Source organism: Abyssisolibacter fermentans, assembly GCF_001559865.1.
In the GTDB taxonomy this organism is placed as follows: Bacteria; Bacillota; Clostridia; order Tissierellales; family MCWD3; genus Abyssisolibacter; species Abyssisolibacter fermentans.
On the sequence record NZ_LOHE01000068.1, the window covers coordinates 1 to 23996 of the forward strand.

The 23996-nt window shown below is 28.4% G+C and carries 26 protein-coding genes; 25 read left to right on the forward strand and 1 reads right to left on the reverse strand.

Annotated features, from left to right (window positions below; genetic code table 11):
• Positions 1-408: 408 nt before the first annotated feature.
• From AYC61_RS11970 to AYC61_RS11985, 4 genes are read left to right on the forward strand one after another with little or no spacing between them, the layout of a single operon-like run.
• Complete coding sequence (locus AYC61_RS11970; protein WP_066502488.1) at positions 409-1791, forward strand: hypothetical protein; 1383 nt, start codon at positions 409-411, stop codon at positions 1789-1791.
• A 2-nt stretch (positions 1792-1793) separates the two neighbouring features.
• Positions 1794-2462: an ABC transporter ATP-binding protein gene (locus AYC61_RS11975; protein ID WP_066502491.1), complete on the forward strand. Its 669-nt coding sequence runs from the start codon at positions 1794-1796 to the stop codon at positions 2460-2462.
• Positions 2463-2490: 28 nt separating this feature from the next.
• The gene (locus AYC61_RS11980) at positions 2491-3651 is read left to right on the forward strand and encodes an ABC transporter permease (protein ID WP_275935248.1); all 1161 of its coding nucleotides are present in this window, start codon (positions 2491-2493) and stop codon (positions 3649-3651) included.
• On the forward strand, positions 3648-4685 hold the full coding sequence (locus AYC61_RS11985) for an ABC transporter permease (protein WP_066502494.1): 1038 nt from the start codon (positions 3648-3650) through the stop codon (positions 4683-4685). The genes AYC61_RS11980 and AYC61_RS11985 overlap by 4 nt, the downstream gene beginning before the upstream one ends.
• A 60-nt stretch (positions 4686-4745) precedes the next feature.
• Here the strand turns inward: AYC61_RS11985 and AYC61_RS22050 are convergent, their stop codons facing one another.
• A complete protein-coding gene (locus tag AYC61_RS22050) occupies positions 4746-4871 on the reverse strand; it encodes a hypothetical protein (RefSeq protein WP_275935242.1) in 126 nt (41 codons plus the stop codon).
• 378 nt (positions 4872-5249) lie between these two features.
• Between AYC61_RS22050 and lepB the strand changes: the two genes are divergently transcribed.
• From lepB to AYC61_RS12080, 21 genes are all read left to right on the forward strand, one after another.
• Positions 5250-5849 (forward strand): signal peptidase I, encoded by a 600-nt coding sequence (gene lepB / locus AYC61_RS11990; RefSeq protein ID WP_066502495.1) that lies wholly within the window; start codon positions 5250-5252, stop codon positions 5847-5849.
• Positions 5850-5874: 25 nt separating this feature from the next.
• Positions 5875-6450, forward strand: a complete 576-nt coding sequence (locus tag AYC61_RS11995; RefSeq protein ID WP_066502496.1) for a metal-dependent hydrolase — start codon at positions 5875-5877, stop codon at positions 6448-6450.
• Positions 6451-6675: 225 nt separating this feature from the next.
• Positions 6676-7566, forward strand: coding sequence for a GNAT family N-acetyltransferase (locus AYC61_RS12000; protein ID WP_066502499.1), 891 nt, complete (start codon positions 6676-6678; stop codon positions 7564-7566).
• A 110-nt stretch (positions 7567-7676) separates the two neighbouring features.
• Positions 7677-8402 (forward strand): sugar phosphate isomerase/epimerase family protein, encoded by a 726-nt coding sequence (locus tag AYC61_RS12005; RefSeq protein ID WP_066502500.1) that lies wholly within the window; start codon positions 7677-7679, stop codon positions 8400-8402.
• Positions 8403-8551: 149 nt separating this feature from the next.
• The gene (locus tag AYC61_RS12010; RefSeq protein WP_066502501.1) at positions 8552-9496 is read left to right on the forward strand and encodes an alpha/beta hydrolase; all 945 of its coding nucleotides are present in this window, start codon (positions 8552-8554) and stop codon (positions 9494-9496) included.
• Positions 9497-9575: 79 nt separating this feature from the next.
• Positions 9576-9746 carry a hypothetical protein gene (locus AYC61_RS21695; RefSeq protein ID WP_202906832.1) on the forward strand — a complete coding sequence of 57 codons (171 nt, stop codon included), beginning with the start codon at positions 9576-9578 and terminating at the stop codon, positions 9744-9746.
• A 507-nt stretch (positions 9747-10253) separates the two neighbouring features.
• A complete protein-coding gene (locus tag AYC61_RS12015; protein WP_066502505.1) occupies positions 10254-11858 on the forward strand; it encodes a hypothetical protein in 1605 nt (534 codons plus the stop codon).
• Positions 11859-12614: 756 nt separating this feature from the next.
• The gene (locus AYC61_RS12020) at positions 12615-13100 is read left to right on the forward strand and encodes a hypothetical protein (RefSeq protein ID WP_066502511.1); all 486 of its coding nucleotides are present in this window, start codon (positions 12615-12617) and stop codon (positions 13098-13100) included.
• 172 nt (positions 13101-13272) lie between these two features.
• Positions 13273-14286, forward strand: a complete 1014-nt coding sequence (locus AYC61_RS12025) for a phosphotransferase (RefSeq protein ID WP_066502514.1) — start codon at positions 13273-13275, stop codon at positions 14284-14286.
• 316 nt (positions 14287-14602) lie between these two features.
• Positions 14603-14728, forward strand: a complete 126-nt coding sequence (locus tag AYC61_RS22055; RefSeq protein ID WP_275935243.1) for a hypothetical protein — start codon at positions 14603-14605, stop codon at positions 14726-14728.
• 364 nt (positions 14729-15092) lie between these two features.
• Positions 15093-15581: a hypothetical protein gene (locus tag AYC61_RS12030; protein ID WP_066502516.1), complete on the forward strand. Its 489-nt coding sequence runs from the start codon at positions 15093-15095 to the stop codon at positions 15579-15581.
• Positions 15582-15631: 50 nt separating this feature from the next.
• Positions 15632-16210: a DUF4760 domain-containing protein gene (locus AYC61_RS12035; RefSeq protein WP_066502527.1), complete on the forward strand. Its 579-nt coding sequence runs from the start codon at positions 15632-15634 to the stop codon at positions 16208-16210.
• 207 nt (positions 16211-16417) lie between these two features.
• Entirely contained in the window at positions 16418-16888 is a 471-nt protein-coding gene (locus AYC61_RS12040) for an NUDIX domain-containing protein (RefSeq protein ID WP_066502529.1), read from the forward strand.
• 113 nt (positions 16889-17001) lie between these two features.
• Positions 17002-17604, forward strand: coding sequence for a nitroreductase family protein (locus AYC61_RS12045; RefSeq protein WP_066502532.1), 603 nt, complete (start codon positions 17002-17004; stop codon positions 17602-17604).
• The gene (locus tag AYC61_RS12050; RefSeq protein ID WP_156456449.1) at positions 17588-18454 is read left to right on the forward strand and encodes a nucleotidyltransferase domain-containing protein; all 867 of its coding nucleotides are present in this window, start codon (positions 17588-17590) and stop codon (positions 18452-18454) included. Before AYC61_RS12045 ends, AYC61_RS12050 begins: the two co-directional genes overlap by 17 nt.
• 115 nt (positions 18455-18569) lie before the next feature.
• Positions 18570-19223: a DUF1905 domain-containing protein gene (locus AYC61_RS12055; RefSeq protein WP_066502549.1), complete on the forward strand. Its 654-nt coding sequence runs from the start codon at positions 18570-18572 to the stop codon at positions 19221-19223.
• A gap of 137 nt (positions 19224-19360) precedes the next feature.
• Complete coding sequence (locus AYC61_RS12060) at positions 19361-20065, forward strand: DUF1287 domain-containing protein (protein ID WP_066502554.1); 705 nt, start codon at positions 19361-19363, stop codon at positions 20063-20065.
• A gap of 321 nt (positions 20066-20386) precedes the next feature.
• Positions 20387-21502, forward strand: a complete 1116-nt coding sequence (locus AYC61_RS12065; RefSeq protein ID WP_066502561.1) for a patatin-like phospholipase family protein — start codon at positions 20387-20389, stop codon at positions 21500-21502.
• Positions 21503-21753: 251 nt separating this feature from the next.
• Complete coding sequence (locus AYC61_RS12070) at positions 21754-22314, forward strand: hypothetical protein (protein ID WP_066502565.1); 561 nt, start codon at positions 21754-21756, stop codon at positions 22312-22314.
• Between the two features lie 94 nt (positions 22315-22408).
• Positions 22409-23203 (forward strand): aspartyl protease family protein, encoded by a 795-nt coding sequence (locus AYC61_RS12075; protein WP_066502568.1) that lies wholly within the window; start codon positions 22409-22411, stop codon positions 23201-23203.
• A 79-nt stretch (positions 23204-23282) separates the two neighbouring features.
• Positions 23283-23774 (forward strand): NUDIX hydrolase, encoded by a 492-nt coding sequence (locus AYC61_RS12080; RefSeq protein ID WP_082759937.1) that lies wholly within the window; start codon positions 23283-23285, stop codon positions 23772-23774.
• Positions 23775-23996 lie beyond the last annotated feature (222 nt).

The following is a 23996-nucleotide window of genomic DNA, read 5'->3' on the forward strand; positions in this document are numbered from 1 at the left end:
GGTATGTCGAGAATTTAATGAGTATCTTCTAATCAGAAGGATGCAGTAGAGTATTTAATTTTCTATGAATAATCTGGGTTAAGGTTATATAGCTAGAAAAAATGAATAAAGATTATATAACATTACAGACAATGAAATATTTTATGAGAAAATATGAATTAAACGATTGTAAATTTAGGACTATAGACTCAATTAAAAATCTTTACAAATTGAAACACAAATTATTGTTTATACGCATAGATATAATTTTAGGATGTTATATTGATAAAACAAAAAATATGTTTGAACGTATGAATATTTTGAATAATTTTTATTTGATGTTGTTACTTGACAAAATAAAGTTATAACTGTATGATGTTGTAGCAACATATCATAGTCATATCGACAAAATTAAAAGGGGGCAAAGAAATGAATAAAAAAGTTCTAATTGGTATTCTTGCAGTAGTCGTAATAGTAGCTGGTGTTGTTGGTTACTCTATGATGAACAAAGATGTTATAAAAGATCCTGTTAAACATATAATGGCAGGTGCATGGAATGCGAATACACAAAGTAATATTAATGCAGATGTTGCTGTAAAGGTACAGCTTGATGAAAAAATAGCTGTTGAGCAGAATATTTTTGAGCAGTATACAAGTGATTCAGCAGCAATGGCAAAGTATGCTAATACATTGTTAGATAAGCTTGCTTTAATGTATAAGGTTAATGTAATATCTAATGATAGCGAGGATTTATTTAAAATGGATGCTGGTATAGGTTTATACTATAATAAGAAAGCTATACTAGATGGAACATTTTATGCAAAACCTTGGGAAATTGGTTTTGTGATGCCAAAGTTAACTGAGAAAACATTATCATTTGATTTACAACAAGTGCTACAAGATGAGGGAATAGATTTTCCTATAAAAGATATTAATCTAAAAGAGTACTTAGATGTATTAAGTAAAAAAGATGACTTATATAATGAAGTAGCTAAGAATTCTAAAACTTATAGTGATGTTATCTATAATTATTTACAAGGAAAAGTTGAAAAATTAGATAATGATACTATAACTGTAGATGTATATGGAAAAGAGAAAAATGTTAAGGTTACTAAATATAAAGTAAATGTTGAAATTTTAGATATCTATGATGTTTATGCAAAATTAATTGAGGTTGCTAAAGATGATAAAGCAGTTAAAGCACTTGTAAAAGCAAGAATAAATGATTTAGAAAAACTTGTATTAGAAAATAAAGATTATGAAAAATTTGATATAACTGAAAATGAATTCAAAGAAGGTATGAAAGAAATTGAAAATAGTATAGATACTGAATGGGATAAAGCACTAGAAGAATTATTAAAAGAGCTTAAAGAAATTTCTATGCTACCTAAGAATAATGAAGAACTAGAAAAAATGTCAAGCGATATAATAGTTTCTATTGACAATGACAACATGATGAGACAAGTGGAACTTGATATGCAGATTGAAATGGTAAAAGTAAAAGAAATTTTCACAATAAATGCATTTGGTGAAGATGTAAAAGTTGATATAAAAGATGATGCTAATAACAAAATAAATATTATGGATCTAGAAAATAACGAAAGTTTAACTCAAGAGTTAACTAATGAAGTAATTAAAAACCTTGGAGAGATTTTAGGTGGAGAAGCTATAGAAGAAATAGTTAAAGATATAAAAGAAGAATCTAAGATATTACCTAAAGAAGAAAGTGATACAATTATTAATTCTGTAGATATGTATTTTGCTCAAATGAAACTTATGTTACCATTTATGTTACAAGGAATGGGAATGTAGATTTGATAAGTGTTGAAAATATATCTAAGAAAATACGAAATAAAGATATTTTGCAGGATATAAGCTTTAAATTAACAGATGGAGATGTTTTGGGTATTGTCGGTCCTAATGGGACCGGCAAATCCACATTGATATCTATAATATCTACAGTATTAAAACCTTCATCAGGTAAGGTGTCTTATTTTATAGATGATAAATTATGCACAGATAATTTAAAGAGAAACATAGGATATGTACCTCAAGAAGTTGCACTGTATGAAGAACTAACTATAAAAGATAATTTTCTTTTGTTTTCAGCTTCAAGTTCTTCAAATAAAGAAAATATTGATCAAGCAATGTATATAGCTGAAAAATTAAGTTTGGTAGATAACTTAAATACTAAAGTATCTAAATTATCTGGTGGAACAAAAAGAAGAGTAAATATTGGTATTGCTTTAATAACTAATCCTAAATTTATATTGATGGATGAACCTGTTGTAGGTGTTGATTATACGGTTAGAAGAGATATAGAAAGTATAATCAATGAGTTAAGTGGTAGTGGTAAAATTGTAGTTATTACAAGTCATTTAATAGAGTTCTTAGAAAACACATGTAATAAACTGTTGATTATTAAAAATGGAAGACAAGAATATTTTGGAGATTTTAATGATGAAGTTAAATCTAAGATATGAATACAAAAAATTGTACATGTTAATAAAAATGGAGATAAAACGCATTTTTAACCACATTTCAAATGTTGTTTTATTAGCCTTGGTGCTTATCATTTTTGTTAACATGTTTGAATTTTTATACAATAATAAAAATTTCAAACTAGATTCAAAGGTTGCCTTAGCAATAGAAGATAACTCAATTGAAGTAAGTACTTTGATAGGTAATATAACGAACAATAAGCTCAAAGATATTATAGAATTTGAAGATGTTACTTTAGAAGAAGGGTTAGAGCTTCTAAAAGCGAATGAAGTAGTAGCTATTATAAATGTTAAGAAAGGGACTACTGATATATTAAATAATGGACAAAATACATCATTTGACTTATATATAAATGATGAAACAAATATAACTGTAAAGTTCCTTGTAGAGTATATAAATAGTTTAGTTGAGGTTTTAAACGAAGGGCAACATGGAGCAATGGTTTATTGGAACGTAATGAAAGCAAATGGACATAATTTTGATGAGCGATTAGATGAATTAAATAATATTGCCTTAAATTATATGAGCACTTTTCTAATAAGAGGTAGCGTATTTGAAGATTCTGTAGATTTGGATAAATATAGTGGTTCTTTAATAAACTATTATTTTACATCTGCATTAATTCTTATAGCTATTATTCTTACAATATTATATCAGGCTGATATTATAGATGATTTTAACAAAGGTAGAATTACAAGGATATTTTTTAGTGGTTATAAATGGTGGGATATTTATGCTGCCAAGGTTTTAGTAGGTACGTTATTTGTAAGTATTATACTAATGTCTTTTGAAATTCTATTTACTATAATACTAAGAACATTTTCTTATGTAGATGTTTTTAAGACTGCACTTTATGTTGTTGGGATTAATTTGATTATCAATCTAATAGTTATGGTTTTCCATGTATTTGCAGATAACAATATATTTAGGAATATTACAATGTTTACATTTTGGACATGTATGATTTATGCTAGTGGGATTATAATACCACTTACTTCTATGAATAGCGTATTTAAATATATGAGTAAAGTGAATTTTATTACAATAGGACATAATGCTATATTAAATTCACGATTTACTATATTAAAGACTATAGTATTTATTATCTATTTGGTATTATTCATGTTCTTGCTGTATTTAGCTCACAGAAAGAGAGAGTGTGTAAAATGATAAGAATATTAAAATATAAATTTAAGAGCCAGTTGATTAGTAAATCTAATATAATGGCGCTCATACTTATTTCTGTAGCAATTTTAGCTATTTGTAGTGTTTTTAAAGAATGGCATGATAGCAAGACATTATTTGATATTGCTATTATTGACTATGATAATACGGACATGTCAAAAGATCTAATTAATAATATAAAAAACAACAAACAGGTGAATTTAATAGTTGAAGATGATATAGATAAAAGTATGAGACTTTTGAGTAGGGGTAAGTATGATGTTGTATATGAGATAAAAAAAGGCTTCCAGAACAAGCTAGAAAATGGAGAGTTCAGTAATATATTAGTTGCTAATAAGGAAGTGGATTCAACTGCTATAAAGTGGGTAAATGATAGGGTAAGCTTAATAGTGGTGCGTAGTTGGATGTTAAAAGATATTGAAGATAGAATAAAAAAAATAACACCTGATTATAATATGGACGAATTAAGAGATTTATTTTATAATTCTAGGGAGAATAATATACTTGATGTCAAAATTCATTCTGTTAAAAATGTAAATATAGAGAATACATGTGATAATAGCAAACACATTTTTACTATTATTTGGGGAATTACAATTTTATTTATGATTATAAATCGCTGTAAAGGTATTGTAGATGATAATAGTAGAGGGGTTATTAGTAGACTTAGTTTTGCGGGAATAGGCAAATTAAAATACTATAGTGCATATATGATTGCTTCATATATTAATATAATGATTCCGTATACAATAACATATTTAATACTTGGGCATTATCAAAACATCAAACTATTCATTGTAGCATTGGTATCAACTATAGTATATATATGTTGTACATGGATAGTTATGATAATTATTTCAAGATTGTTTACTACTAAGAAGAGTTATATGTTAGCATGTCAGATGTTATTTTTGATGTCAATAATATTAGGTACAGAAATGATTAGCAGTATCTTTAAATTTACCAATGTTTTATCTAAATTCATACCAATGACATGGTATGTTAAATTAGGGATATAATAAAAAGACGGTTGTTTTTGTATCGTCTTTTTATGATTTCAGTATAGATTTAATAATATCTTAAATGTGTAGGCTATTAGAAACATCAATTGATGTGTTATTATGTAATTTAAAAGAATCAAACATATTTATTAGCCAAAGTATAATGCCTAGACTAGTCAATATTCCACCTATTATCGTATACATAAAATTACCCACCTCCTTAGACCAAAAATATAATAACACATTCAACCCAAATTATCTATATAAAATTGAATAATATATAATATATTTTTTCAGGTATTTTATTATAAAAATGATTTGTGTGATTTTTTATAAGCAGAGGAAATTTTTAAATGTTATAAAATCTGGAGAGGCATAATCTTTTTATATATTTAATTTAGAACGAAGGTTTTGTACTTTAAAACTTATATGAGCAAGGCAAGTAATTATAAATTATATACATATTGTTCATACTGAAATCAGTGTAGTTGTTTACAAAATATAGATACAGTGGTATTATTGGTATATCAGTTAATTTTGCTGCTATAAACGTGCAATAATACATATAACAGGAGGGGAAAAATGAATAAAAGCAAGAGTATTTTAAGAGAAATAATTGAATGGATAGCATATTTATTAGGAGTAGTAATAATAGTTGTGTTATTGAATAGTGAAGTATATGGAATAACACAAGTTAAACAATGGTCTATGGAAAATACATTGATACAAAATGATAGATTGTATTTAGATAAAATTAAATATCATTTTTCTGAACCAAAAGCTGGAGATATAATAGTTTTTTTACAAGGTGAAGTAAGAAATGGTTTCAAAGATAGAATTAGTAATGTTATAGAAGACTTAACTATGAAATTTACAAAGAAGGTTAGAAGAAACAGATATGTAAAAAGAGTCATTGCTGTAGCAGGTGATGAGGTAATGATAAAAAATAATAAAGTTTATATTAATGGTGTAGAATTAAATGAACCTTATGTTAAGGGTAGTACATTTGAGGGACGTTTTAAGTTACCTGCTGTTGTACCAGAAGGTAAAGTTTTTGCAATGGGAGATAATAGACAAAGAAGTTCAGATAGTAGAGAATTTGGATTTGTAGATATAAAAAGCATAGAAGGAAAAGCTATATTTAGATTTTGGCCATTAGATAAATTAGGTAAAATTAAATAAATCATGACATAATTGGAGGCATGTAATGCAAGGTAAGACACACATGGGAATAGGAGCAGCAGTAGCATTACTAATAGCGAGAAAACAACCAGGAATCGATACAACAGCTATGATGACTATAGGAGCGGCTGTAGGCGCTTTAATACCAGATTTAGATCATGATAAAAGTAAGATTAGCAATTTACTACCTGTGAAGAATAAGTTATTCAAGAAGCTTTGTTATGTTCTAATAGGAGCAATACTTGTAAGCGCAGGGTATTCGTATAAATTAAAATATTTGTATTTTGGAGCACTGTATATAGCATTGCTAGGTTTTGCACATCATAGAGGTTTTACACATAGCTTATTAGCTTTAGGAATTATTTCAGTTGCAGTTCTTTCACTCAGAGATCATAATCTATGGTTTTACAATGGGTTGGTCATAGGATATGTTTCACATTTAATATCAGATATGTTTACAAAGCGTGGAATTGAATTATTTTTTCCATGTAAAAAAAATATAAGGTTTATAATAACTATGACTACTGGTGGAAAAATTGAAGCAGTGTTGAATTATGCAGTGACCATATTAATAGTGTTTTTAGTTAGTAGGTATATATGATAAATAGGTATTAGAAATGATGAAAGCAATTATACAAAATTAGGATGTTTTAGCTAGTAACAAATCTTGGGAAATTTTGATGTAGATGATATTGTATTAAAATGTATTAGGCGCGATAATCGGATATATGATGTATATAGTATTTATTAATTTGAAGAAATGTTAGGCAATATTATCTGTAGTATGTGAGATATAGATATTTTAGTAATTAATGGGAGGTATAGTATGTCAGTTGAGTTTAGAAATTATACAAAACAACCTGGTATTACAAAAGACTATCATATGGTAAGAGATTTTTTTATTAAATTGGGGTATGCAGAATTTACATATACAAGATGGGATTGGATGGTAACTCATGGGTATCTGGATAAGTCAGCGGTAAGCAAAATCGGTATTTGGGAGGAAAATGAAGATATTGTAGGGATAGCAACTTTTGATTGTCAATTAGGCCAAGCTTTTTGTCTAGCCTTACCCGAATATGGATATTTGAAAAAAGAGATGTTGCTATATGCAACAGATAATCTTTCGAAGGGTCAGCAGTTTGGAGTGATAATTTCAGATAATGACTATGATTTTCAGGATATTGCTGCTGAGTTGGGTTTTGTAGCTACGGATAAGAAAGAAAGTGACGCAATATTTTATTTGGATAAAACTTCTACAACATATAAATTGCCTGAAGGATTTCATGTTACAAGTATGCAAGAAACCTTTGACTTATATCAATATGGTCGTGTGTTGTGGAAAGGGTTTAATCATGAATTAAATGGAGAAGGTGAATTCCATTTTACAAAAGAAGAAGAACAGATGAAAGAAACTGAAATAATTCGCCCTAATGTTGATTTAAGTCTTAAAATAGCGGTTATTGGACCAAACGGAAATTTTGTTGCGTATTGTGGTATGTGGTATGATCCGGTAGCTGGCTTTGCAGTTATAGAACCAGTAGCAACTGATCCTGATTATCGAAAAATGGGACTCGGGAAAGCTGCGGTTTTAGAGGGGATAAAACGTGTGGGAAAACTAGGCGCAAAGAAGGTTTTGGTAGGGTCTTCACAACAGTTCTATTATAGTATTGGAATGCGACCATTTGCTACAGCCACCATGTGGGAAAAAAGATAGAAGAATTTTATCCTTGTGTATAGTTTAATAAGAAGAAGTCCATAAGATTATAGAAATCTTAATAATGGCTTTTTTTAATGGATAGATAGTGAGAAAAAAGGGAGATTAAAATGATACAGTATGGAAGAAGTATTAGATGGTTTAATAACTATGAAGATGAAGTTGAATTTTCAAAGGAAAATGGGTTCGATTTCATGCAAATATGGTATGCTAACGGAGAGATAGTATTAGATAAAGTTCCAGAACCAAAGGAAGAAGTTATTCTAAATAGCAAATTTCCTGTTATTATACATGCTTTGTTAGATATAAATGAATTTGAAGAACATGTTCCGAAGATAATAAAAATTTTGAAGAACTTAACTCATGATGAAGTAATAATTCACCCTGTATGTAAGAGTGAGAAAATAACAAAAACTACAATTATTAAGCTGAGTGAAAAAGTTTCAGAAGCAAATCGTTTATTTAAGGAAGAAGGTATTACGCTATTTGTAGAGAACAATAGTAGATTAGACCCTATTAATTATGATGCAGATGAAATAAATACCCTATATTCAAAAAATATAGGCGTAGAATTATTGCTGGATATTGCACATATTGATAATTATGATCATCTTAATAAGATAGTAGCTATTAAGAAACCAAAAATGTTACATATTGCTGATAAACATTTTGATGTGACTCATGAGCACTTACCAATTGGTGACGGTGAATTGGATTTTGATTACATTTTTAATAATGTGTTATGTGGTTTTGATGGAAAAATTATTCTTGAAGTGGTAGATAAAGACGTAAAAATAATTAAGTCTATTGATATGATTAAAAAAATATTAAGATAGGGTTACTGAACCTGTCTTCATAGTAGGCGTTCTCAGGCTCATAGCCATGAGCGACTCCTTGTAAAGCTCGAAGGCGTTGCTAACCAGAAACTTTATACGATATTGAACACTAGTCTAATAAAATATTTTATTATTAAGGGGGTTGGATATTGAAAAAGAATAAGATATCAAAAAAGAAGAAGATAATAATTGCCGTGATTTCGATTTTACTATGTATTCTTATTGGTATATTTTCTGCAATTCCAGCTTTGGTAATGAGTGACATGGTTAATTCTCACATGGATGTAGAGGTTTATTCTTCAAATGAATATGGTTTAAAATCAGAATCTATAAATCTAACAACAGAGGACGGCCTTTCTATTGCTGCATGGGAAGTTAATACTGAAAAGCCAAAAGCAATTGTTATACTGCTGTCTGGTATTCAAAATCCATCAGTTACAGCTTTTTGGGGATATTCAAAAATGTTGAAGGATAATAATTATGCTTCACTATTAATTGAAATGAGAGCTCACGGTGATAGCGATGGAGATAAAGTATGTTTGGGAATGGATGAATATCTTGATGTAAAAGCAGGTGTTAAGTATATTAAAGGTAATAAAAATTATAAAGATGTACCAATAGTTGTTTGGGGAACTTCTATGGGAGGTTCAACAGCAATTAACTCAATAGGAGAAATACCAGAAATTGATGGGTTAATTAGTTGTTCTGCATATTCATCATGGCAAGATGCATTTTGTGATAATATGGTTAATATGGGAATTCCTTCATTCATGGTTACAATTGAAAAACCATTTGTAAGTATATATATGGGATTTACGTATGGATTTAATAAGTTAGACATTAATCCTTTAGAAGAGATACAAAAGCTCAATGGAAGACCAGCCCTATTAGCACATTCTACAGAGGATTCACAAGTTCCTTATGCAAGTTTTGAACGATTAATTGTTAAGGCTAAAGAACAAGATAACATTCAAATATTTGAAAGAGAAGGCGATGAACACTTTATTTGCTATACTGAATATTTTGAAAATCCAATAGAAGATACTGAATTTTCTTTGGCAATCTTGAAATTCTTAAATGAAAACTTTAACTAATCGGTTATTTCCGTATTCAACATGTATTTCAAAATCGTAAGAACTATAATAAAATAAACATTTTAAGGAGGATAAAATAGTGGAATCTATGAGTTTTGTTTTTGGGATAATCGGTATGAGTTTAGGGTCAATGGGCTTCATTTATGGAATGTCTAGTCTTGGTCAGATAAAAGAAATAAAGAAAAAAATGAATGAGCTGGACGAAGAAGTCAAAGAAATTAAAAATAATAGTAATTTACCAAGAGACTAATGATTAACTAAAAACGTAAAGTTTTAGACCTTATTGAAAAGAAGCTCCCAAATGATTATGATTTAAAGTGGCAAAATTATTCATGATGTTTTTTGGTACATCAGTCTGAACAATATAAGGGTTCAATATTTTGTTATTTATAGAATACAAAAATCTGGTATTTTAAAGCAAGCTATTAAAGTATGAGTGATTTCAACAAATAAAAAGAAATATGGTACTACTGAAATATGCAGTTAGTTAACTGTATATTTTTTATGTAAAAAAGGAAGAATGCCACTTAAATATTTATTATGGAAAATATAAGTAAAATATGGTAAAAGACATAATAAATAGCGAACAGTAGTAATTACATAAAAAACATACCAATTTTTACTACTAGTGATTATTTTACTAATATATTGAAAAAAGTAGATTTATATGGTAAAATGTAACTGAAGAGGCCTCTTTTGTATATTATGACTATAAAACTTTTATGGTTTTATTGTCGTGTAAAAAAAGGGGGATATTATGAAAAACGTTCAGAAAATTGTTTTGTTTATATTATGTATATTGTTGGTGATAGCTCCATTTAATAATAGTTCTGTTGCAATCAGTAATGATAAACCAGTATATTACGTTCTAGACAAAGAGAATAATGGATTTGTAGAAAAAAGCAGTTATAATGCTACTCCTAGTATATCTTTACCTGGGACATATGAAACATTTTATGTAGATGGTGTGAAAAATAAATTAAAAATAATTAGTGCAACATTAAATGAAGAAGAGACAAATAGTTTGCCATATACAGGGCTACAGAGAATAAAATCTATAGCTAATGGACAAACCAGTACAACAACACAAAGTAACATCCATCAAAAAACAGTGGGTACATCCAGTGTTAAAAAGAAAAATAGTTCATTTTCATTTGGATTAGGTATAACAAGCAATGATAAAATGGCAAGTACTATACAAAAAGTGTTGAAATCATTCACATCTTTTAGTTTTTCAGCAGATTTCTCATTTGATAAAACTTATTCAACTAGTAACACAAATACTAAAATAAACAAGACAGAAAGTGAATATACTAAAACTTATAAAGTTCCAAACTTACCTCAATTTGAAGGATGTAACTCAGCAGATTTCTACACTTTTACAAACTATTATGTTTATGATATAGTAGCAGAAATAATTGTTGATGGTGCGACAAGTGACAAAAACTTTGGATATACTTCTGTTATTAATACTTATAAAACAAAACAACCCTATGATGGTGTATATAGATGTGCATGCTGTAACAAAATCCTAAATGGCTGCGATATGTTTCTTCCTTTCCTTGAAGAATATCCAGAGGAAGATAATGATATAGTACATGTTGTTTTAGCAAATGGACGCACAGGACATTGTGGCAGAAATTTATGGAATTTAATGGTAGATGAAGGATATTACAAACCATACAATCCTGATTGTAATACTATAGTTGAGTATAAATTCTATTGGCCAGTAGTAGAAGGTGTTGTTATGCCTTGGACAATAGATGGACCAAATGAATTTAACTTAAACAAACCTGTTCATTTAGTTCCAAGTGGTATGGAAGAAATAATATATGATAATAATCAATATTACAAACTAGTAATACAAGAAAGTCCGCTTACAAATGTATATCATTCAATTTCGTTGCCAGGAGAGCAAGTTGGAGAACCGGTACTTCCAGGTTTAGAGCAGACAATATCAATATCAAAAGAAATTGCAGTAAGTTCAACTACTGAAAGGACAACAGTAAAAAATAAAAGTAAGTCCTTGTCATTGGTAGCCAAATTCAAAAATTGGTTGTCGTTGAGTTCAGGGTATAAGCGAAGTACTCAATATATAGATTCATCAAGTGTCAATACAACGGATGTTGAAAGTATAAGTGAAACAAATAAATATGTATTACCATCATGGTTTACGGATAATGGATATGAAGGCAATAGAATTCATGTGACTAAAGATAGTATGTTATATGAAATAACTGGAGAAATAATACCTATTAATTCAAATGGAACATTAGATATAGCTAATGAAGGTATTATAACATATACTCAAAAGAAAGAATTCCCAAGAGTATATGCAAATCCATTTGATGTAGCGCCATAGTAAGATAAAAAATCCAGCTGAAGGCTGGATTTTTTTGTAACTAAATGTGTATGGAATATGAAAAAAATCATAAAGCAAAAAATAATAAAACAAAATGAACTAAATTTTCACAAAATTATTTATCTTTTCTTATGTTTTAAAGGTTTTTTTGTTATACATACTCAATTAATTAGAACTTTTTTTATAATACTTGACTTTAGTTAGTTTATGATAAAAAGTATAGTATTTCGTAAGTCATTCTTGTTACAAAAAAAGAAGATGGTTCAGTTAACCATTTACTATTATGGTAAATAAGAGTATAATATTGAAGAAGGCTGTCATATAATATTTTAATCATATACTAGATTAAGTTTCATTAATATCATTTCATTAGCTATTTTTTGTAGTCAAATCAAATATATACTTTAACTTAAATACTAATTCTAACTACTTAGCGAAAACATTAAATAAGTTTATTATCAGAGCATGTTTTTGGCGCAGATAGTATGACATTAATACTATTTGAAAATTTAATTTTTAAGGTATTCTTTATCATTATGAAATATTAATTCTATTTATTATAGCTATAATAATTCTATTATATTGGGAAAAGAAAAAATTTTAAAATAGATAATAAACAATTAAATAACGGTGTATACCAATGGCTTGAATTTGTTTTTCTTTATACCTTGTGCACTACTATGACCCGTGATTTATAAAATATTACATGATACCAATTTTATTAATAATGTTGCTATTATTTGGGGGATTGGTAAAATGAAAAGAACGAAGATAAGTTATATAGTATGTTTATTGTTAATTGTAATGATTTTATTAATGATTTACTCAAATAACGATAAATTAGATTTAGAATTAAAAGGCTATGGTTTTTATCAAGATGTTGATAATAAAACTAGCAATTTTTATATTAAGCAAGTTGAGGTTATAATTAAAGCATATCTCAATGATAGTAATAATAATAATAATAGAATTGAAATTAGTTATGATGGTATTAGAATCATTGAAAATATACTATTAATGAATAAAAAAGATGAGTTGTGGATTGGAAAAATTGTTCACTATGATAATGCTAATGCAAATGATGAAATTATAGGAGATATTATATTGTTTAATAAAGGTAAGGAATGTTTTATCAGTTTATATAACGAAAAACTATATATAATTGCACCAGAAGGTGATAAAGAGAAAGCTATTCAGAAATATTTAGATTATATTATGAGTTCTGGATATAATTTAAAATAGCATATTGATATAAAAAAGCATCTTTATTAGATTTGTGTAAAAGATTGTGTTTAATGAGAGGAACATATTTAGCGTAAACTTAGTGAAAAAAGTTTATATAGCTATTTTATATATAAAGGTGATAAGGATTATTTATATAATTCACATAAAACGTAAAGAGGAGTACAATAAGATGAATAATATTCAGTACAATTTGCAATTTGAAAAATTATGTAATGTCTTACAACTTGGGGAGATAATCGGTGTACCTGAAGCTATAGTGGGTGGGCTTTTACATAGAATGTATGCTATTGAAACCACACAAGGGAAATATGCAATTAAAGCATTAAACCCTCAAATAATGCTTAGACCTGTTGCGATGCAGCACATTATTAATTCAGAACGAATTGCAAATACTGCATTAATAAATATACCCGCTCTTCCAGCCATTAAATTTAATGGCACTTTTCTGCAAGAAATAGACCAGCAATTCTACCTTGTGTTCGATTGGGTAGATGGTAAAAGTCTAAAACCTAATGAAATTAATATCATTCATTGTGAAAAAATAGGTGGTATTCTTGCGGATATACATATGACGAATTTTTCAGAGTTAGGAATAATTAATGAATGGTCAGATAATGTACAGCTAACAGATTGGAATTACTATTTAAAAATAGGACAAGCAAATAATGCAGTATGGGTTAACCTGTTAATTGAAACCATTGATAAGCTTTACGATTGGGATGTGCAGGCAAAGAAATCAGCAAAACAGCTTGCATCAGATATGGTTATTAGTCATAGGGATTTAGATTCTAAAAATGTTTTGTGGACTCAAGACAATCCTATTATTATTGATTGGGAGTCAGCTAATTATACAAATCCTATGCAAGAATTAATTGAAACAGCTATTTACTGGTCTGAAAATGAAATAGGAAACATTGATAAAGAAAGGTTTTTTGCTTTTATAAATGGATATAAAAAAAGATATGGAACAATACAAGCAAATTGGAGAATGGTCTTAGCAAATGGTTTTTTAGGTAAGTTAGGTTGGTTGGAATATAGTTTAAAACGATCTTTATGCATTGAGTGTACTGATGAAAAAGAACAGCAGATGGGGACTGCTCAGGTAACAGGAACAATAAAAGCTATTAGACGATATGCAGATATAATTTCTGAATTAGAAAAATGGTTAAATAATGAGATTTAATAACAATGGCAAAAGCTTATGAGAATAATCTGTATACAAAGTGATATACATCATTCTTATATTATGTATCAATCCCTTCACCAAGTACAATCACAACCATGAAGATAAATTCTGTGTCGTAAGCGACATTAGACTACTAGGCAATAACTAAAAATAGAATAAAGTAGAGTTTAGTGCTATTAAAAATTATTAGTATATATTAAGGAAGTGGCATAATAGATTGAATAAAAGAATATTAATAATTGGGTTAAAACTTTTAGGTATATCATAATGTTACGTTACGATATATATGATAAATGGCAAAGGAGATGGTTTTATGTTTGATAGATTTACGAAGTATTTATTGGTTTCGATAGGTATTTGTTTAGCAATACTTGCTCTTAAACCAACAAAAGTTAATATTATTGGAGATATGAAATCTAAGGAAAGCGTATTAGATTAAATATGGGTTAAGATTTGGTGTTCTCTATACTGATTATTACACTAAACAGGATTATTACAATGAATTAAGATATAAGTTAAGAAGGGAAGTGGTTTTGTGCTTAATAAATCGATGAAAGGGATTCTAACAGTTATACTAGGATGCTTAATAATTCTATTGATTTTAAAGCCTAGTAAAATTAATATTATTGGCAATTTGGAATCAGATAAGGTTCTACTACGATAATTTTATATTACCACACCAAGGGACAGATAGTAATAACATTAATACGTTTTGGTGTTGTTGTAGCTGCTACTACACATATTCTTAGGTCGGGGAAAAAGTAGAGATGATAATAGATATTATTTGTTATATAGGAGGTAAAATGATAAAAAAAAGATTGAAATTATATTTATTAATTGTTAGTTTATTTTTCTTAACCAATATGATAGGATGTTCAAATAATACCATAAGATACAAAAAAGAATTATCAAAAAATACAGAGCAGTTACTACAAGAAATTGAGAAAATTAATGTAAAATTAGTAGAAATTAATGAAATGCCAGAAGGAACTAACTATACTGTAAAATTACAGAATAATAGCTCATATTTAGTAAAACATAATATACTATTTGTGAGTTTACCTATAAAAACAAAAAATGGATATAAAGATAACAGTTTTAAAATAGAAGCGGTTTCAAATAAATTAAATATATATCCAAATCAAGAGATTATACTAAATGCATTTGCTCCAATTGAGATATATAGAAATAACGATTTGATAGATAATATGAGCCCAGATTATAAAATTATAGGGTATTTTAATGAAGTAAAGGAAATGAATATGTTTACTAGAGGGGGTTCTTTAAGGTAATAAGATTTATGAAATTAAAAATATGGATAAATTGATTGGAGGTATCCAAATTGGTTTGGTACGAGATATTAAAAGAGGTACTTAATATAATATATATGATTACAGGAATTGGAATTGGTCTAACAGTTTTTATTGGGTATAAGCAGCTAAGAATAATGAAGGAAGAAAGTGAAAAGACTCAATATAGGTTATCTGTAGAAAAATCTATTGAATATATAACTAGGTTTTCTGAAGAAGTGCTTCCAGTATTAAAAAAATATGAGTCTGAATTAGTTGGAAATGGGAAAAATACACAAAACATTTCTAATGCTTATGCATTTATTGAAGACGATTATGATGATAATAATATAAGCGAAGATGAAGTAATTAAACTTGGTAAGTTGGGAGTATTTAAAATTATAAATGAAATTGAAATATTAGCTACAGTAGTTAATAAAGGTATTGCAGATAAAGATGTTATGTTTGAGACTGTTGGAAAGAATTTTTGCGAAGCGATTGAAGTTACATATGATGTTATAAAATATTTTAGAAGTAAAGGCAGTATCAAATTATTTATAAATACAGAAATATTATATAAAGAATGGAAAGAAGAGTTTGGAGATATTATTTTTACAATAACTGCACAATAAATTGTAAAATAAACATTTTTTTCAATAATTGTAATACACTAGTACATTCATTAAAAATATTCTATGAAAAGGATATTTCATAAAGAAAACCATTTCTGATATTGGGAAAATTTATTTAGGAAAGTAATTAATGATAGTACACTAACCATTAGATATTTTTATGTTGAAAACTAATATTTATTGATTAACAAGAATAAGGAGTATAAGATGAGCAATTATAGATTGAGTGCAAGAGCTATAGTTATTAAAGATGATAAAGTGTTATTAAATAAATTTAATAATGGAGAATATTACAATCTTCCTGGGGGTGGTGTTGAAGTTGATGAAACTTTAAGAGCTACCGTAGCTAGGGAAGTACTCGAGGAAAGTGGATTGAGTGTTCATGTTAAAGAGATGCTATACATATATGAGTACAATCCTATAAGAGATGAGTATAGATATGGTTCACGGGGTAGTTTGAGTCACGTATTTAGATGTGAAATAGATGAATCTAAAGGCGTGGTAGCTCCGACAGAAATTGATTACGATCCTACAGGTTCATCAGTGAGCACAGGTTGCAAGTGGGTGACGGTTAAAGAGTTGAAGGATATAAACCTTGTGCCTTCAATTAATGATATTATTATCGAAGATATTACAAAGAAAAATTTTACAACAAAGTTTCTTGAAAATATACATTGAATGAAATGAATTAGGGTGTGAAAATATCCGTCGCATAACAATATTTTTAGCGTAAAGTGCTGAGTTTTTGTAAAATAGGCTAGCAATATATTAATTTAAAGAAGGGGGATATCATGGAATTATTAGAGGTAATGAGAAAAAGAAGGTCAGTAAGGAAATTTAAAGACTTAGAAATAAGCAATAGTATTATTAATGATATTTTGGAAAGTGCAAAACTTGCTCCCGAAACAGATACCTGTAATTATTATTTTGGAGTCATAAAAGATACTAAAGTAAAAAATGAAATTGCGGGTGCAGCATTATGGGCTGAGTGGGTAGCAAAAGCACCGGTTATTTTTGTTTGTTGTTGTGATATTAGTTGGGATATTGGAGATCAAAAGGAAGATGACTATGGTGTTATTGGGAATAAACTTAGATATAGTGAGGATATTGTTAATTTACTAAGAGAACATAAAAATCGTAAAGCCTGTAAAACTTTAATGCAAAGTACACCTGTTTACATAGCAGCTCAGCATATGATTCTCACTGCTGTTTCGCATAATTTACGTGGTTGTTTAGTTGATTTTATGGATATAGAAAAAATAAATAAAATATTAGGATTGCCAGAGCATATTACCTGTCAGCTTCTTGTACCAATTGGTTATGCAGATGAAATTCCAAGTCCAAAAAGTAACGAAAGTAGAAATGATATGTTTTTTTATGATAAATGGAAATAACAGATTAATTAGGAGAATAAATGATAAGATGATACTAAATAAAGTTCTAGAAAATATACAACAATTACAATGTGAGTTACAAAAAATAAGTTCATCAATACAGAATGAAATTGTTAGTGTAATTATTGATGGAAGTATTATAAGAGGTGATTTCATTGAAGATTCCAGTGATATTGATATTACAATTACAACGGTACATAAAAATGTAGATTTGCAAACTAAGAGGCATATAGAAGATGTAGTAAAAAATATTCAAAGTAAATTACCCAAAAGAGAACAGCAAAGAAAACCACTATTTTATGACGTTCAATGGCAAGATATTAAAACTGTAAAAGACTGTGGACATAGATTATTAAATGAATGGAGTATTGATAATATTCCAAAAGGATATCCAAAGCTGTGGTTATACGCTTTTGATAGCATTAAATACCATGAAGTAATATATGGACAAGACATAATATGTCTCTATACCAAAATTGAACCTCAATATTTTATTCCTATCCGTATGAAAAGAATACAAAAATCTGTTATTGATTTAGGTGATAGGATTTCCGATTACGATGTGAACAATGGTACTATAACTCAAATAAAAAATGCTTGGGAAACTATTAGGTGTATATGTATTGAAAAAGGATTATTAAGCATAAGAAAAAATGATGTCATTCAATTTTGCAAAGAGCATTTTTCAGATATGGGAGACTTAGAAATAATAGAAGATTTATATTATTTTTATTTGAACGAAAAAAACACCAAACTTCTAGAAGGAAATTATAGAAAGAAACTATATGATTTTACTCTTAATATGATTCAAAGGTATTATATAAAGCAAGAATATGGATATCGTGAGTAGTTAGTTTTTATACAATATAGTTATGTTATAACAATATATTTGTAATTATATTTTTGAGGGTAGTCGAGTATGAATTAATAGGCTACGACTGAATGATGTAATGGGAGTGATTATAATGGAATACAAGTTTAGGGGAAAATTATTAAAAGAAAGAGCAAGAACATTTATAAGTATTCCTTTTAATGTATGGGAAGTATTAGGACAAAAAGGACTTATACCTGTAAAAGTATCAATAGAGGATTTAACTTTTGAATGTAAATTAGTGCCCAAAGGAAATGGAAACTATTATATACCTATAACAAAGGTTATATTGAAAGATTTAAATTTAGAAGAAGAATTTGATATATCTTTTGAAGCGATTGAATCTTTAACACGTATCAATAATAATAGTCCATACAGCTTAGAAAAACCCATAAGAAAAATAGATAATATTGAAATTATTCAGCCACAACACGGATTGTGTGGACAAGCTTGTGTTGCAATGCTGGCAGGAGTAGAATTAGAAGAAGTAATTACGATAATGAAGGCAAAAAAATGGCAAGCATCTTTGAGCAAAGTAATAGAAACATTAGATTACTATGGAATTGTTCACTCGAATAAAATGGTTTATAAATTAAAAAAAGATCAGGAACTTCCTAAATGTTGTATTATAAATACAAAAGGTCATTTAATACTTTTCTATGATGGAAAATATTATGATCCAAGTAAGGGGATATTGAAAGAATATGACCAAAATCAGATAACTGGATTCCTAGAAATAGTACTATAGTAGTTTGTAGTAAAATGATAATAAGTTATATATACGTCTATGTGAGGACTTTATAGGGATGAACTATGTTGTTTTTGATTGTTATTTGCATATTATTAAATTAAGAGTATTTATAATTGATGAAGGAGAGTATTACTTTGAACATAAAGAAAATATTAAAATTGTTGTGCATAGTATTTATCTTGTTTTGTGTAGTAGTAATTATTTATATTGCAGATTACTGGAATCTAATTCCCAAGAGTTATTACTTTGCTGAAAAATTTGGAATAAAAACTGTAACCAGTTCCGTAGATTTTAACAATAATGGTATAGATGATTATACAGATATAATGATTGGCGCACGAAAAGATGCAAAGAACAAACCTAAATATGATGGTTCTTATCAGAATGGGGGATATCCTCCTGATGATATTGGAGTTTGCACTGATGTAATATGGCGAGCTTTTAAGAATGCAGGATATAATCTAAAGGATATGGTGGATAAAGATATAAAGAATAATATTAATTTATATCCAAGGGTTAATGGTAAACCAGATTCCAATATAGATTTTAGACGAGTACCAAATTTGAGAGTGTTTTTTGAGCGATATGCACTTTCATTGACACTTGATACTTCAAAAATAGAACAATGGCAACCGGGAGATATTGTAACGTATGGTGATAAGCATATTGCAATAGTATCAAATAGACGCAATAAAAATGGTGTCCCATATATCATACATAATGGTGGACAGCCGGTAAGGGAAGAAGATGCTATGACAAGATCAAGACAAAAAATAAGTGGTCACTTTAGATTTGATGCAAGCAAAATAAATGAAACTGATTTAATCTCATATAAATAAGAAAAAAGAGCACTATCCAACGCAAGTTAATATCTTATCCCACACCAAATGCGAGGTTGTCCTATAATTTATATACTACATAAATATAGGTGCGGTAATCTGTTCCTATTGCACTAGAAAAAATTCAAGATAAAATAACACTTACTTTTCCAGATATAATCTTTGTACCGCATCATGGCAGAGATGTGGTAAATTGGCACAAATTGATTCGCAACTATTATTATTAGAAACATATAGTGTGGATTTTATTAACAATAAGAGAAAGAAAATATTTATGGGAATTATATAGGTTCTTTAGATTTTATAAATAGGAGGATAAATATGGGTGATGGTCAAAGAAAGATTGGAATGGCACTTTCTGGTGGAGGAATTAGAGCAACTATTTTCCATTTAGGTGTACTAAAGTGGATGGCAGAAAAGAATATGCTAGAAGATATTGTACGTCTTTCGTCAGTTTCTGGAGCAAGTTTATGTATAGGTTTGATATATTCACACAATGATTTTAAATGGCCTAATAGTAAAGAATATTTAAATGAAGTGCTACCTAAAATTCAAAAAGTTATTCTTGAAAAGGATATTGAGAAGCTTGCATTAATGAGATTGATTATCTCACCGTGGTGGTGGAATAAAAAAGTTAATTTAATCGCAAAAGTAATTGAAAAATACTGGGGTATATCAGGAACGATTGCTGACTTGGATAAGAATCCGTCATGGTATATTAATTGCACAACATTTGAAACAGGTAAACGTTTTCGCTTTTCACAAGATAGAATGGGAGATTATCAAATAGGTTATGTTGAGAACCCAAAGCTTCCTTTAGCTGTTGCAGTAGCTTCATCTGCTGGTTTTCCAATTTTAATTGGTCCTTATAAATTACGAATAGATAAATATCCGTGGATAAAGTCTAGTTATGCAAAAAAAGATTGGACTCCTCCAAAAGATAAAATTATTCATCTATGGGATGGCGGAGTTTATGATAATTTAGGATTAGAATCAGTTTACAAAATGGATAATGGCGGGTGCTTAAGCGAAGGAGTGGATTATCTTATTGTAAGTAATGCTTCAGGGTCAAGTGGTTATAAAAAAAGGAAAGATGGTCTTTCTAGTAAGAATCTTAAAAGATTACTTGATATTTCGATGGATCAGATTGGAGCGTTGCGTAATAGAAATGTGATGGATTATATAAAGCGTACACAAAAAGGTATGTACTTCAAAATTGGAAATAGTGCTGAAGCAATAACTGAAGCCAGTGGAATACATGGAGACTTAAGAGAAAAATTAGTTACACAATGTATGTGTACTGCTGATGCGATTAAAGTGCGTGATTATTCTACGACCTTAAGTAAGCCTTCAACATCTAATTTCAATTTGATATTACAACACGGTTACGAGGTCGCTAAATGTACATATACTTGTTATTATTCTCAAGAGAAATAGATGTTAATTTCAAAAATGTAATACAAGAATTTTTAGGTATACAAATATAAAATTACAAATATATGCACATTTCAAAAAAATAATTGTAGAAAGATACAAAGAATATTGGATAAAATGTTGTAGTAGGGGGGTTCATTGCAGGAAGATTTCACTGACTAAAGTTTGTATCCTAATAATAATAGTGTTCATGAACTATTATTATTGAATGTATGAGTTATGAATCTAAAAATTAGTTTGGAGGATTATGGAATATGAAAAGAAAAATATATATTAGTATAATTATAATTTTAAGCGTTATTACGTTAGTAGTAGGATCTGGTTATAGAGATCGCAATCGTATGGCAGACGAGTTTATTAAAATGAATTACTCTAATGAATGGAGATTATTATTTGCCATAATTGATGATTTAAACACTCAAATTTTTGAAGATGGAGAGTTGAAAAATATTGCGAAGGATGATATTCTTGATATTTTTGAAAGAACTAACCAAAAAGTTATCTATATAGATAATAATCTTATGCATCATTCCAGACTTAATGATAACTTTGGAGAAAGTATATATAGTTTATCGCAAATTTTAACTAAGATACAAGAAAATATAAAATTGAATGGAGATATAACTGAATACGAGATTAAATCACTAAAAGATGTAATTGAGTTGAGTAAAGAATATGGTGAGATTAGAAGTGCATCTACATATAAGCGAGGTAGTAACCCTTTTACACAGATGGAACTTCCGAAGGAAGTTGAAGAATATATTGAGGGACTAGATAAGATTTTAGAGAAATTGAATGATAATACTCGTTCTTAGATTTTACATAACACGCTAGCAATATGCAGTATTTGATTGGATTTATGTTAGTTAACTAACATACCGTAATCGTTATAGTATAAGGAGTGATTTTATGCAAAGGATTAGGCTTTTTTTTGAAGAAAATGATATTTCACATGATGATGTTGAAGTTTATATTAAAGGTCAAATAAATGATAAAGAATATAATTTTCTATTAGATACAGGTGCTGCAAAATCTACACTGGTTACTGATGAATATCTTGAAAGTTTAGAATATAGTAAAGGAAAAAAATTTAGTGGTGTGATTGGTACATTAAACTGTAGAGAAGTCAATATAGATAAACTTTGTTTGGGACCAATAATAGAAAATGGCATTAAGATAGATATTATAAATAATCTGAATGATAATATAAAGAATGTATTAGGTATAGATGTTTTGAAAAAACATGTTATTGTTTTTTCTTATAGTACTCAAGAGTTATTGATAATTGAAGAGGATGATTCTATCATGCCTGAGAACCTTTTTGATTTAGAAGTAGGTAATAAATATCATCCATATATTGATATTGGCTTCAAAGAAATAAAATCAAAATGCCTATGGGATACAGGAGCAAGTATTACGGTTGTTGATGAAGAATTTGTCAAGAGGAATCCGAGCTTATTCGAAAGAATTGGTAAGGATATTGGTACGGATTCTACTGGCGAGTCACGTGAAACAGATATATATATTATGAAGAATTATTCAATTAATGGTTACGAATTCACATCACATAAAGTAGCTGCAATTAATTTGTCAAATATAAACAGTAAGGCAAATATTAAAATGGATATGATTCTAGGGTTTCCTACAATAAGACAAATGGACTGGTATTTTGATTTTCCAAATAGAAAATGGGGATTTATATAGGTACTCTCTTATTTAGGTTGTGCTTCGAAGTTTTTATTTAATAGTAAGACATGATGAAATAAATATTGGAGGGGATTCCATGGTTTTACCAACACATATAGTTGCTGCAGGTGGAGTAATAATAAATGATAAAAATGAAATTTTACTTATAAAAAATCCTCGAAAAGGGTGGGAGTATCCAGGTGGGATTGTAGAACCAGGTGAAACTGTACCACAAGGGTTAATCAGAGAAATAAAAGAAGAAACAGGTGTTAATGTAGAAATAATAAACATTGTCGGAATATATTCAAATACAAAAAAGAAAAAGGGATACAATGGAGTTAAAGAAGTACCTACAATTGTTACTATTGATTTTATTTGTAAATATGTATCAGGTGACCTGAGAACTAGTGATGAAAGTAGTGAAGTAAAATGGGTATCTAAGGAGGAAGCTTTAAAGATAGTAAGATCAAAACAACAGTTAAGATTTAGAAAAGCATTAGATTATCAATCTGATTTTTTGTGTATGGGTTACAAAGTAAATTCACTTGATGAAATTGAAGTACACGAAGAATATTTATTTGAGAGATAAAAGTGTATATTTCAAATTGTCTAATTATAGATTATACCACAGTTGTTACTGCACATAATAAAGATTTATCAACATTGGATAAATGATGGTAAATATAGTAAAGAAAGATTTACGACCAAAGTTCATAAATGTAAGAGTAAATTAAAGCTAACATGACTAACTTTAAAGAATTGATATATTTAAAGGAATAAGTGCAAAAATTATACGAAATTTACTTATAAA

Bases quoted from the DNA above. Each gene is read 5' to 3' on its own strand.
- AYC61_RS11970 (WP_066502488.1), top strand. From the start codon at position 409: ATGAATAAAAAAGTTCTAATTGGTATTCTTGCAGTAGTCGTAATAGTA.
- AYC61_RS11980 (WP_275935248.1), top strand. From the start codon at position 2,491: ATGGAGATAAAACGCATTTTTAACCACATTTCAAATGTTGTTTTATTA.
- AYC61_RS11985 (WP_066502494.1), top strand. From the start codon at position 3,648: ATGATAAGAATATTAAAATATAAATTTAAGAGCCAGTTGATTAGTAAA.
- AYC61_RS22050 (WP_275935242.1), bottom strand. From the start codon at position 4,871: ATGTATACGATAATAGGTGGAATATTGACTAGTCTAGGCATTATACTT.
- lepB (WP_066502495.1), top strand. From the start codon at position 5,250: ATGAATAAAAGCAAGAGTATTTTAAGAGAAATAATTGAATGGATAGCA.
- AYC61_RS11995 (WP_066502496.1), top strand. From the start codon at position 5,875: ATGCAAGGTAAGACACACATGGGAATAGGAGCAGCAGTAGCATTACTA.
- AYC61_RS12000 (WP_066502499.1), top strand. From the start codon at position 6,676: ATGTCAGTTGAGTTTAGAAATTATACAAAACAACCTGGTATTACAAAA.
- AYC61_RS12005 (WP_066502500.1), top strand. From the start codon at position 7,677: ATGATACAGTATGGAAGAAGTATTAGATGGTTTAATAACTATGAAGAT.
- AYC61_RS12015 (WP_066502505.1), top strand. From the start codon at position 10,254: ATGAAAAACGTTCAGAAAATTGTTTTGTTTATATTATGTATATTGTTG.
- AYC61_RS12020 (WP_066502511.1), top strand. From the start codon at position 12,615: ATGAAAAGAACGAAGATAAGTTATATAGTATGTTTATTGTTAATTGTA.
- AYC61_RS12025 (WP_066502514.1), top strand. From the start codon at position 13,273: ATGAATAATATTCAGTACAATTTGCAATTTGAAAAATTATGTAATGTC.
- AYC61_RS22055 (WP_275935243.1), top strand. From the start codon at position 14,603: ATGTTTGATAGATTTACGAAGTATTTATTGGTTTCGATAGGTATTTGT.
- AYC61_RS12030 (WP_066502516.1), top strand. From the start codon at position 15,093: ATGATAAAAAAAAGATTGAAATTATATTTATTAATTGTTAGTTTATTT.
- AYC61_RS12040 (WP_066502529.1), top strand. From the start codon at position 16,418: ATGAGCAATTATAGATTGAGTGCAAGAGCTATAGTTATTAAAGATGAT.
- AYC61_RS12045 (WP_066502532.1), top strand. From the start codon at position 17,002: ATGGAATTATTAGAGGTAATGAGAAAAAGAAGGTCAGTAAGGAAATTT.
- AYC61_RS12050 (WP_156456449.1), top strand. From the start codon at position 17,588: ATGATAAATGGAAATAACAGATTAATTAGGAGAATAAATGATAAGATG.
- AYC61_RS12055 (WP_066502549.1), top strand. From the start codon at position 18,570: ATGGAATACAAGTTTAGGGGAAAATTATTAAAAGAAAGAGCAAGAACA.
- AYC61_RS12065 (WP_066502561.1), top strand. From the start codon at position 20,387: ATGGGTGATGGTCAAAGAAAGATTGGAATGGCACTTTCTGGTGGAGGA.
- AYC61_RS12070 (WP_066502565.1), top strand. From the start codon at position 21,754: ATGAAAAGAAAAATATATATTAGTATAATTATAATTTTAAGCGTTATT.
- AYC61_RS12075 (WP_066502568.1), top strand. From the start codon at position 22,409: ATGCAAAGGATTAGGCTTTTTTTTGAAGAAAATGATATTTCACATGAT.
- AYC61_RS12080 (WP_082759937.1), top strand. From the start codon at position 23,283: ATGGTTTTACCAACACATATAGTTGCTGCAGGTGGAGTAATAATAAAT.